The following is a 10,895-nucleotide window of genomic DNA, read 5'->3' as shown; positions in this document are numbered from 1 at the left end:
CCGGAGCGGGCCGTGGTCTCGCTTGCGTGCCTCTGCTCGGCTACTTGGCGGACGCCGTCTCGGCCGGGTGCCGATCGTGCCACCGAGGGTCCCGCAGGGCTCGATCGATGACCGTCTGGCTGATGATCTGGCGCTTGCGCCGCTGTGCGGCGGCCCACCGTGCCGTCGGTGTCATAACGACTCCCCGTTCCGCGGCGGCGCTTCCCCTGGCCACCGCAACCCCGTATGAACCCATCCTCCCAACCGGGGTGCCGGAAGGGATCCACCCAAGGGATGAAATCGAGGTCAGACCTCGTGCCTAGGTGGGATGACGCGGAAAGATCACCTGCGGATCCGGGGTGTTCCGCGGGGCCTCCGGGGTGGTCCCGGGCCCGTCCGTCCTGAGATCATCTGTGGGGAACGCGCGACCGCGCGCGGCCGTTGGGGGAAGCGTGACCGAACACACCACCGTCCGCAGGGGAGGGCGCCATGGCGCTGCGTGACCGGCTGCGGCGGCTCGTCCAGCGGCCGGGGAGCGCCGACCTGGCGCCGTTCCAGGACGTCGCCGGCCGGGCCGGGCGGCGCGAGGAGCGGACCCGCGGGCTGAGCGACGCCGAGCTGACCGCCGCCGTCGCGGCGCTCCGCGACCAGGACGAACCCGACCTCGCCGAGCTGTGCGCCCTCGGCCGCGAGGCCGCCCGCCGCACGCTCGGCGAGCGCCCGTTCGACACCCAGCTCCTCGGAACGCTCGCGCTGCTCTCCGGGCACGTCGCCGAGATGGCGACCGGCGAGGGCAAGACCCTGGCCGGGGCGCTCGCCGCCGCCGGGTACGCGCTCCGCGGCCACCGCGTGCACGTGCTGTCGGTCAACGACTACCTCGCCCGGCGCGACGCCGAATGGATGGGCCCCCTCTACGCGATGCTCGGCGTCTCCACCGGTTGGGTCGGCCAGACCTCGAGCCCCGGGGAGCGCCGCGCCGCCTACGCCGCCGACGTGACGTACGCCCCGGTCAGCGAGGTCGGCTTCGACCTGCTCCGCGACCGCATGGCCACCGGCGAGGACGACCGCGTCCTGCCCGCGCCCGACGTGGTGCTGGTCGACGAGGCCGACTCGGTGCTGGTCGACGAGGCGATGGTCCCGCTCGTCCTGGCCGGCGCCACCACCCCCGTCGTCGAGGAGGCGCCCGCCCCGGCGCAGGCCGACTCCGCCTACGCCGATCTGGCCAGGCGGCTGCGGCCCGGCCTGCACTACACCACCGACGACGAGGCCCGTAACGTCCAGCTCACCCCCGCCGGGGCGCGCGAGGCCGAGCGGGCCCTCGGCGGCGTCGAGCTGTACGCGCCCGCCAACCTGGAGCTCCTCACCTCGGTCAACGTCGCGCTGCACGCCGAGGTGCTGCTCCACCGCGACGTCGACTACATCGTCCGGGACGGCGCGGTGAAGCTGATCAGCGAGTCGCGCGGCCGGGTCGCGCTGCTCCAGCGCTGGCCCGACGGGCTCCAGACCGCGGTCGAGGCCAAGGAGGCCCTGGAGGCGTCGCCGACCGGCGAGATCCTCGACTCGATCACCGTCCAGGAGCTGATCGGCCGCTACCCGGTCCGGTGCGGGATGACCGGCACCGCGCTCGCGGTCGCCGGGCAGCTCCGCGAGTTCTACACGCTCGAGATCGCGGTGATCCCGCCGAACCGGCCGTGCGTCCGCGACGACGAGCCCGACCGGCTCTACGCCACCGTCGCCGACAAGGAGGTGGCGATCGTCGAGGAGATCTCCGCGGCGCACGGCACCGGGCGGCCGGTGCTGATCGGCACCGGCGACGTCGCCGAGTCCGAGCGGCTGGCCCGCCGGCTCGGCCGGGCCGGGCTGAGCTGCGTGGTCCTCAACGCCAAGAACGACGCGGAGGAGGCGGCGATCATCGCCGAGGCCGGCGCGCACGGCGCGATCACCGTCTCCACCCAGATGGCCGGCCGCGGCACCGACATCCGCCTCGGCGGCTCCGGCGCGGCGCCCGACGCCGGCGCGGCGCACGGCTCCGGTGCCGCGCACGACAAGGTGACGGAGGCGGGCGGGCTCCTGGTCATCGGCACCGGCCGCTACCACAGCAGCCGCCTCGACGATCAGCTCCGGGGCCGCGCCGGACGGCAGGGCGACCCCGGGGGCTCGGTGTTCTTCGCCAGCGTGGAGGACGGCCTGGTCACCCGGTACGCACCCGACGAGAAGGCCAGGGGCACGGCCGGCGATGACGGGCTGATCACCGACAAGGGCGCGCACTGGCTCGTCGGCCACGCGCAGCGCGTCGCCGAGGGCGTCGACCTGGAGCTGCACCGCAACACCTGGCGCTACAACCACCTGATCGACTTGCAGCGCCGCGAGATCCTCGCCGAACGCGACGAGGTGCTGTGCGGCGACCGGGCCGACGCGCTGATGGCCGAGAAGGCGTCCGGCCACCATGCCGAGCTGGCCGGGATCGCGGGCGCGGAGGCGGTCGCGGGCGCCGCCCGCCAGATCGTCCTGTTCCACCTGGACCGCGGCTGGGCCGAGCATCTCGCGTTCCTGTCCGACCTGCGGGAGGGCATCCATCTGCGGTCGCTCGGCCGGGGCCTGGACCCGCTGATCGAGTTCAACCGCGATGCGGTGCCCGCGGGCAAGCGCCTCCTCGACACCGCCCTCGACCGCGCGGTCGAGGGCTTCGCCGAGCTCACCGCGTCCGAGGACGGCATCGACCTCGGGGGAGCGGGCCTGCGGCGCCCGTCGGCGACCTGGACCTACCTGGTGCACGACAATCCGTTCGGCTCGCTGGACGAACGCACGCTCAGAGGGGTCGTCGCCCTCTTCAAAGGCCGCTGACCGCGCCCCGCCCCGCCTGGCCGGGGAGGAGGGCGTCGGCGGTGTCGCGGGCGGTGCGGGCCGAGTCGGGCCTTCAGGCGGCGGAGCCGGGCGCCGGTGAGGCGCGCGGTGGTCAGGCGCGCGGTGGTCAGGCACGCAGCCGCAGGCCGCGCGGGGTCGGGTGGAAGCCGGCCGCCTCCAGCGCGGCGGCCAGCGGAGAGTCGCCGATCGACGCGCCGTCGGCGCGTTCGACGGTCAGCTTGCCGAGCGCGCCCTCGCGGACCGCCAGGGCCAGCGCGTCGACCGCCGGTTGCACCACGTCCGGGTCGTCGTCCCAGGTCAGCAGCGAACGGCCGCCGCGTTCGACGTAGAGGGCCAGCCGCCCCTCGACCAGCACCACCAGCGCCCCGGCCTTGCGGCCCGGCTTGTGCCCGCTGGCGACCTCGTCGTCGCGTCCCGGCCACGGCAGCGCCGCGCCGTACGGGTTGGCCGGGTCGGCGGCGGCGAGCACCAGCGCCCGCCCGCCGGCGTCGCCGGGCCTCGCACGGCGTCCCGGAGTCGGGGTCTCCCACAGGGCCTCGGTGCCCGCCATGCCCCCACCGCCCGCGCCCGCCGGATCGGTGGCCGAGGCGGCCGGGCGCAGCGCGCGCAGCCGGTCGACGGCGCCGGGCAGCGCGAACTGGGCCGCGCCGAGCCCCTCGACGAAATAGCCGCGGCGGCACCGGCCGCTCTCCTCGAACGCCCGCAGCACCGGATAGACCGCCGAGAACCCGCCGAGGATCCGCTCGGCCGCGACCGCGCCGCGGATCACGATGCCGTACCGCTCCAGCAGCGCCTCGGCCAGCGCGTGCGAGCGCAGCGTCGCGGCGGCCTCCCGGGACGGCAGCGGCCACCACCGCCCGGCGACGGCCGGCGGCCCCGTGCGGGACGGCATCACGGGACGCCCGCGCCGGCCCGCGCGGGACCGGTGGGCCGGACGGCCCGAGCCGAGCGCGGCGCGCAGCGGGGCGAGGGTGTCGTTGGTGAGGTGGCCCGCCCAGACCAGGTCCCACACGGCGGTGACCAGGTCCTGGTCGCCGGTCGTGACCCGGCCGTTCACCCGGTCGGAGAGCATTCGGAAGAACAGCGCGCCGCCGTCGCCGAGCGCGTCGAGGACGGCCTGGTGCACCGGCGTCAGGGTGATCTCGGCCGGCTCGGGCATCAGCAGCGGGGCGGTGTCGGCGAGGTACAGCGACACCCAGCCGTCGCCGCCCGGCAGCCCGCCCTGCCCGGCCCACACGACCTCGCCCGCGGAGGTCAGCTCGTCGAGCATGGCGGGGGAGTAGCCCGCCACCCGGGACGGCAGGATCAGCGACTCCAGCGCCGACGCCGGGACGGCCGCCCCCTGGAGCTGCTCGATCGCCTGCACCAGCGCGTCGACGCCCCGCAGCCGCGACCCGCCCGCGATGCCGTGCCAGACCGGCAGGAACCGGCCGAGCGCCTCGGGCGGCGACGGTTCGACCTCCGCGCGCAGCCGTGCCAGCGACCGGCGCCGCAGCGTGCGGAGCACACCGCTGTCGCACCATTCGCTCGTCAGCGGGCCGGACACCGTCTGGGCCGGGAGGAACTCGCCCTCGACGACCCGTCCGGCCGCCGCCAGCCCGCGCAGCGTCTCGGCCACCACCGCCGTGCCGAGCCCGAAGCGCGCCGCGACGTCGCCCAGCCGGAACGGCCCGTGCGTGCGCGCGTAGCGGGAGACCAGGTCGCCGAGCGGGTCGCCGACCGGTTCGAGGAACGCCTCCGGGACGCCCACCGGCAGCGGCGCCCCGAGGGCGTCGCGGAGCCGGCCGGCGTCCTCGATCGCCGTCCAGCGCTCCTGCCCGCCGACCCGCACCCTGATCACCCGCCGGGCCGACTCGAGCTCGGCCGCCCAGGCCCCGGCGCTCGGCGCCGCGGCCGGTTCGAGCCGGTCCGCGATCTCGGCGGTGGTGAGCGGGCCGAGGCCGCGCAGCAGGTCGGCGACCCCCTCCGGATCGCGGGCCCGCCGGTCGTCGGCGAGGCGCTGCAACTCGCGCTCGGTGTCGGTGACGACCTCGGGGTCGAGCAGCTCGCGCAGGTCGGCCTGGCCCAGCAGCTCGGCCAGCAGCGCCGAGTCGAGCGCGAGCGCCTGCGCCCGCCGCTCGGCGAGCGGGGAGTCGCCCTCGTACATGAACGCGCCGACGTAGTGGAACAGCAGCGACCGCGCATAGGGAGACGGCTCGTTGGTCTCGACCTCGACGAGGCGGACCTTGCGGCCCGACACCTCGCGCATCAGGTGCACCAGGCCCGGCACGTCGAAGACGTCCTGGAGGCACTCGCGCATCGTCTCCAGCACGATCGGGAACGAGGGGTACTTGCTCGCCACGGCCAGCAGTTGCGCGGCGCGCTGCCGCTGCTGCCACAGCGGCATCCGCTTGTCGGGGCGGCGGCGCGGCAGCAGCAGCGACCGCGCCGCGCACTCGCGGAACCGGGCCGCGAACAGCGCCGACCCGCCCAGCTCGTCGACGACGATGCGCTCGATGTCGTCGGCGTCGAAGACCGCCAGGTCGAGGCCCGGCGGCTCGTCCATGTCGGGGATGCGGATCACGATGCCGTCGTCGGCGTGCATGGCCTGCGCGTCGACGCCGTAGCGCTCGCGGAGCCGCCCCGCGATGGCCAGCGCCCAGGGCGCGTGCACCCGCGCGCCGAGCGGCGAGTGCACCACCATGCGCCAGTCGCCCAGCTCGTCGCGGAACCGCTCGACGACCATGGTGCGGTCGTCGGGGACGTGCCCGGTCGCCTCCCGCTGCTCGGTCAGGTAGGACACCAGGTTGGCGGCGGCCCAGTCGTCCAGGCCCGCGGCGGCGACCCGCTCGCGCGCCGCGCCCTCGGGCAGCGCGGCCAGCGCGCGGGAGAACGCGCCCAGCGCGCGCCCCAGCTCGGCGGGACGGCCGAGCTGGTCGCCGTGCCAGAACGGCAGCTTGCCGGGCTGCCCCGGCGCGGGCGAGACCAGCACCCGGTCGGGCGTGATGTCCTCGATCCGCCACGAGCTCGCGCCCAGCACGAACACGTCGCCCACGCGGGACTCGTAGACCATCTCCTCGTCGAGCTCGCCCACCCGGGACGACTTCTCGCCCACGAGGAACACGCCGAACAGGCCGCGGTCGGGAATGGTGCCGCCGCTGGTGACGGCCAGCCGCTGCGCGCCGGGCCGCTCGGCCAGGACGCCGGTGACGCGGTCCCACACCAGGCGCGGGCGCAGCTCGCCGAACTCGTCGCTCGGGTAGCGGCCCGCGAGCATGTCGAGGGTGGCCTCCAGCGCCGAACGGGGCAGCGTGGCGTAGGGGGCGGCCCGCTTGACCAGCGTGTCGAGGTCGTCGACCGTCCAGTCGTCCATCGAGACCATCGCGACGATCTGCTGGGCGAGGACGTCGAGCGGGTTGCGCGGGTAGCGCAGCTCCTCGATCTCGCCGCCGCGCATCCGCTCGGCGACCACCGCCGTCTGCACCAGGTCGCCGCGGTACTTGGGGAAGATGACGCCCTTGGAGACGGCGCCGACCTGGTGGCCCGCCCGCCCGACCCGCTGCAACCCGCTGGCCACCGACGGCGGCGACTCGACCTGCACGACCAGGTCGACCGCGCCCATGTCGATGCCGAGTTCGAGGCTGGACGTGGCGACCACGGCGGGGAGGCGACCCTCCTTGAGGGCGTTCTCGATGCCGGCCCGCTCCTCCTTGGACACCGACCCGTGGTGGGCGCGCGCGATCTCCAGCGGAGCCCCCCTGTCCGCGCCCGCCTGGGCCATGGTCGCGGCCGGGGAATGGTCTTCGGGCAGCGCCTCGCCGTGGGCGCGCTCGTACGCCAGCTCGTTGAGGCGCCCGCACAGGCGTTCGGCGAGACGCCGCGAGTTGGCGAACACCAGCGTCGACCGGTGCGCGCCGATCAGGTCGAGCAGCCGGTCCTCCACATGCGGCCAGATGCTGCGCTGACGCGGATCGGCGGCGCCGGAGCCGTCGGTGAACTGCGCGACCTCGCCCATGTCCTCGACCGGGACGACGATGTCGAGGTCGAAGACCTTGTCGGACGGCGGCTGCACCACCGCGGCCGGGCGGGCCCCGCCGAGGAACGCGGCCACCTCGGCGGCCGGGCGGACGGTCGCCGACAGCCCGATCCGCTGGGCCGGACGGTCGAGCAGCGCGTCGAGCCGTTCGAGGGACAGCGCCAGGTGCGCGCCGCGCTTGGTGCCCGCCACCGCGTGCACCTCGTCGATGATCACGGTCTCGACGCCGCGCAGCGACTCGCGGGCCCGCGAGGTGAGGATCAGGAACAGCGACTCGGGCGTGGTGATCAGGATGTCGGGCGGCCGGAGGGCCAGCCGGCGCCGCTCGTCCGCCGGGGTGTCGCCGGACCGCATGCCGACCCGGATGTCGGGCTCGGCCAGCCCGAGTCGCCGCGCGGCCTGCCTGATCCCGGTGAGCGGGGCGCGCAGGTTGCGCTCGACGTCGACGGCGAGGGCCTTCAGCGGCGAGACGTACAGGACGCGGCAGCGCCGCTTGGGATCGGGCCCGGTCGGTGCGGCGGCCCCCGCGCCGGACTTCGGGGCGGGCCGCGCGGTCGGCTGCGGGGCGGGTCGCGGGGCGGCGGTCAGCCGGTCGAGGGACCACAGGAACGCGGCCAGGGTCTTGCCGGACCCGGTCGGCGCCACGACGAGGGTGTCGTCGCCCGCCGAGATCGACCTCCACGCGCCGGCCTGTGCGGCGGTGGGCGCGGCGAACGCCCCCGCGAACCAGGCACGGGTCGCGGGGGAGAAGCGTTCGAGCACGTCAGCGGTCACGTCACCATCCTGCCTCGCGGGTCCGACAGAACGTGACGGCGGCCGTCCGGGTGGCCATCGTCATCTTGTAAGCAAGCGCTTGTCCGGGCATGGTGGGGGAGGAGAACACGCCGCGAGGAGCCGTCCCATGCCCTACGTCCTGCTCGCCGTCGGAGCACTGTCCCTGCTCCTCGCCCTGAACGCGCACCGGCCCGTCCGCCGCCTCATGCTGCTGGTGCCGAGCTTCTTCGCAGGGTGGCTGGCCGTCGAGCTGGCCCCGCACCTGCTCGCCGCCGAGATCGCCGCGCTCGGGCTCACGGCCGGGTACGGGGGCCTGCACGGCTGGACGGGCTGGACGGGCCTCGTGCTCGGCGCGGCCGGAGCAGCGGGGACCATCGCGACCATCGCCGCGTCCCGGCGGACCGTGGTGACGCTGCGTGAGAGCGGAGTCCCGCTCGACCTCGATCCGGAGGACGCACCGCGCTTCCCGCTCGCGCCCCAGATCGTCCCGCCGCTGGTCCTCGTGCCCCGGCGCGGCGTCCGGGTGACGCGCAACGTCGTCTTCCACGAGGAGGGACGGCTCCGCCTCAAGCTGGACGTCTACCGGCCCAAGGCGGAAGGCTCCCTGCGGCCGGGGCTGATGCAGATCCACGGCGGCGCGTGGGTCATCGGGGACAAGCGCGAACAGGGGCTCCCGCTCCTCAACCACATGGCCGTGCAGGGCTGGGTGGGCTTCAACGTCAACTACCGGCTCAGCCCGCGCGCGACCTGGCCCGAGCATCTGATCGACCTCAAGCACTTCGTGGCCTGGTACCGCGAGCACGCCGAGGAGTACGGCGCCGATCCGGACTTTCTGTGCGTGACGGGCGGTTCGGCGGGCGGCCATCTGGCCGCGCTGGTGGCGCTCAGCGCCAACGAGCCGCGCTTCCAGCCCGGTTTCGAGGACGCCGACACGCGCGTGCGCGGGGCCGTGCCGTTCTACGGGGTGTACGACCTGGTGGAGCCGGGGCCCTGGCCGGTGCCGATGGGGGCGACGCCGCTGATGGAGCGGATGGTGGTGAAGCGGTCCTTCCATGAGGAGCCCGAGGTGTTCGCCGACGCGTCCCCCGTCACGTACCTGCGCGAGGACGCGCCGCCGTTCTTCGTCATCCACGGCAGCCGCGACTCGCTGATCCCGGTGGCGGAGGCGCGGCGGTTCGTCCACAAGCTGCGCGAGACCTCGTCCTCGCCGGTCGTGTACGCGGAGATGAAGGGCGGGCAGCACGCCTTCGACGTCTTCCCGTCCTACCGGACCGCGCGCGTGGTGGAGGGCGTCGAGCGCTACCTGACGGGCCTGCACCGGCAGTACCGGGAGGGCGCCCGCCCGTCCGTCCCGGACGAGGTGACCGACGCTCTCGGATAGCGTGTCCGGGTGCGGCTCACACAGTTCTGGGAACGGATGAATCAGCAGTTCGGCGAGGGCTATGCCGAGAGCGTGGCCAAGGACTACGTCCTGGCCGAGCTCGGTGGCCGCACCGTTGAACGGGCCCTGGCCGACGGCGAGTCCGTCAAGCGGGTCTGGAGAGCGGTCGCCGCCACCTTCGACGTCCCCCAGAGCCTGCGCTGACCGAGGCCCGTCAGCTCGTGCTCCTCAGGAACGGGCACCGGGGACGGAGGGCGGGCCAGGGGTTCAGACGGGTATGCGGTGCGGGACGAACGACGAGGTGTCGTCGGTGATGAGCCCGGACGTCTCGCGGATGCCGAGCCCGGCCGACTCGTCGTCGACCACCCACGCGCCGAGCACCGGGTGCTCGCCGTCGAAGTCCGGCAGCGCGCAGAACTCCTGGAAGACGAAGCCCTCCGCGCCGTAGTCGCCCTGCGTGCGCTGCTCGCTGCCGTCGGGCGTGACGATGCGCATGCTCGCCCCCTCCCGGCCGAGCAGGGGTTTTTGCACGTACGAGGTGAGGTCGGAGGGGGTGTTCAGGTAGGTGGGCAGCAGGTTGGGGTGTCCGGGGAACAGTTCCCAGAGCAGCACCAGCAGCGCCTTGTTGGAGAGCACCATCTTCCAGATCGGCTCGATCCAGGTGGTGGGCGCGGCCGGGATGCTCCGGCCGAACGGCTCGGAGACGATCCACTCCCAGGGGTAGAGCTTGCAGAGCGTGCGGATCTCGTCGTCGTGGAGGTCGACGAACCGCTCGCGCTCCGGGTGCCACCCGATGTCCTCCATGGCGATCGCGATGCCGGACAGCCCCGCCTCCCTGGCGGTCTGCTGCATGTAGGCGATCGTCATGACCTCCTCGCCGGTCTCGTCCCCGTTGGTCCAGGCGAAGTGGGCCGGACCGTCATCGGGCAGCCCGGACCCGATCTCCTTCCAGCGCGCCACCAGGCGTTCGTGGATGGAGTTCCACTGGTCGTCGCCGGGGAAGGCGTCCTGCAACCAGAACCACTGCACGACGGCGCTCTCGACCAGGGCCGTCGGGGTATCGGCGTTGTACTCCAGCAGCTTGGCCGGCCCGTCTCCGCCGTAGCGTAGGTCGAACCGCCCGTACAGGTGCGGATCGCGGCGGCGCCATGACTCCTCGATCAGCGGGGCGACCCAGTCGGGGATGCCCAGCACGTTGTACCGACCGGTGGTGACGACGTGCTCCACCACCTGGAGGCACATCTCGTGAAGCTCCTCCACGACCGCCTCTAGGGCCAGCACCTCGTCCATCTCGAAGACGTAGTGCACCGACTCGTCCCAGTAGGGACGGGGCAGATGTTCGGGGTGCGCGGTCCGGTGGAAGGCCAGCCCGTGCGCTTCGACCTTCTCGGCCCAGTCTTCCCTGGGCTCGGAACGGGTTCGCCTCATGTCGGCTCAGCTCCCGCTCTTGCCGCCGCCGCCGAACCCGCCGCGGCTCAGGGTCCGGCCGCTGCTCGACTTGACCTTGCCCTTGCTGGGCCCGTACGCGCTGCCGCCGGAGACGTAGCCGTTGGAGGAGCGCTTCCCGCCGTAGTACCAGTAGTAGCGGCCGTACGAGACGGTGCCCCGGTCGATGTCGCTGGTGTTGCAGAAACTGTCGGGGACCGTCTTGTGGCCGCCCGCGGTCTTGCCCACGGCGGGAGCGTCACGGTCCACGCAGTACGCGGTGGTCGACTTGGAACCGCAGGCGACCAGGGTCACGGACAGCGCGCTCACCATCCCGACTTTGACGGCGCGCGAGCTGAGCCGGCGAGTGGGCTCCTGTGGGGGCAAGGGGAACACGTCCTTCGAAACGAGACGACGGGTGTCAGGAGGTTCCGGACAGCGGGGTCGGATGCCTCA

Annotated in this window: 6 protein-coding genes; 3 read left to right on the top strand and 3 right to left on the bottom strand. The window is 74.1% G+C overall.

Translation table 11 applies throughout. From position 1 onward, the window contains the following. The first annotated feature begins 468 nt into the window (after window positions 1–468). Window positions 469–2,823 carry an accessory Sec system translocase SecA2 gene (secA2, locus tag QP090_RS04640; RefSeq protein WP_285937198.1) on the top strand — a complete coding sequence of 785 codons (2,355 nt, stop codon included), beginning with the start codon at window positions 469–471 and terminating at the stop codon, window positions 2,821–2,823. A 127-nt stretch (window positions 2,824–2,950) separates the two neighbouring features. Here secA2 and QP090_RS04635 read toward each other — a convergent pair whose 3' ends face one another. Next, window positions 2,951–7,633, bottom strand: a complete 4,683-nt coding sequence (locus tag QP090_RS04635; protein ID WP_285937197.1) for an ATP-dependent helicase — start codon at window positions 7,631–7,633, stop codon at window positions 2,951–2,953. A gap of 127 nt (window positions 7,634–7,760) precedes the next feature. Here QP090_RS04635 and QP090_RS04630 point away from each other — a divergent pair, with 127 nt between their 5' ends. Beyond that, on the top strand, window positions 7,761–9,014 hold the full coding sequence (locus QP090_RS04630) for an alpha/beta hydrolase (RefSeq protein WP_285937196.1): 1,254 nt from the start codon (window positions 7,761–7,763) through the stop codon (window positions 9,012–9,014). Between the two features lie 9 nt (window positions 9,015–9,023). Then, complete coding sequence (locus QP090_RS04625; protein WP_285937195.1) at window positions 9,024–9,218, top strand: DUF3046 domain-containing protein; 195 nt, start codon at window positions 9,024–9,026, stop codon at window positions 9,216–9,218. Window positions 9,219–9,281: 63 nt separating this feature from the next. Here the strand turns inward: QP090_RS04625 and QP090_RS04620 are convergent, their stop codons facing one another. Both QP090_RS04620 and QP090_RS04615 read right to left on the bottom strand, forming a co-directional pair. Then, window positions 9,282–10,442, bottom strand: a complete 1,161-nt coding sequence (locus tag QP090_RS04620) for a glutathionylspermidine synthase family protein (RefSeq protein ID WP_285937194.1) — start codon at window positions 10,440–10,442, stop codon at window positions 9,282–9,284. Window positions 10,443–10,448: 6 nt separating this feature from the next. Continuing rightward, complete coding sequence (locus QP090_RS04615) at window positions 10,449–10,772, bottom strand: hypothetical protein (protein WP_285938575.1); 324 nt, start codon at window positions 10,770–10,772, stop codon at window positions 10,449–10,451. Between the last annotated feature and the right edge of the window lie 123 nt (window positions 10,773–10,895).

This window comes from Actinomadura xylanilytica (genome assembly GCF_030283145.1).
In the GTDB taxonomy this organism is placed as follows: domain Bacteria; phylum Actinomycetota; class Actinomycetes; order Streptosporangiales; family Streptosporangiaceae; genus Spirillospora; species Spirillospora xylanilytica.
The sequence above is the reverse complement of the archived record's forward strand: the minus strand, read 5'-3'. Positions and strand labels throughout refer to the sequence as shown.

Coding starts and splice junctions, on each gene's coding strand:
- secA2 (WP_285937198.1), top strand. CDS start 469: ATGGCGCTGCGTGACCGGCTGCGGCGGCTCGTCCAGCGGCCGGGGAGC.
- QP090_RS04630 (WP_285937196.1), top strand. CDS start 7,761: ATGCCCTACGTCCTGCTCGCCGTCGGAGCACTGTCCCTGCTCCTCGCC.
- QP090_RS04620 (WP_285937194.1), bottom strand. CDS start 10,442: ATGAGGCGAACCCGTTCCGAGCCCAGGGAAGACTGGGCCGAGAAGGTC.
- QP090_RS04615 (WP_285938575.1), bottom strand. CDS start 10,772: ATGGTGAGCGCGCTGTCCGTGACCCTGGTCGCCTGCGGTTCCAAGTCG.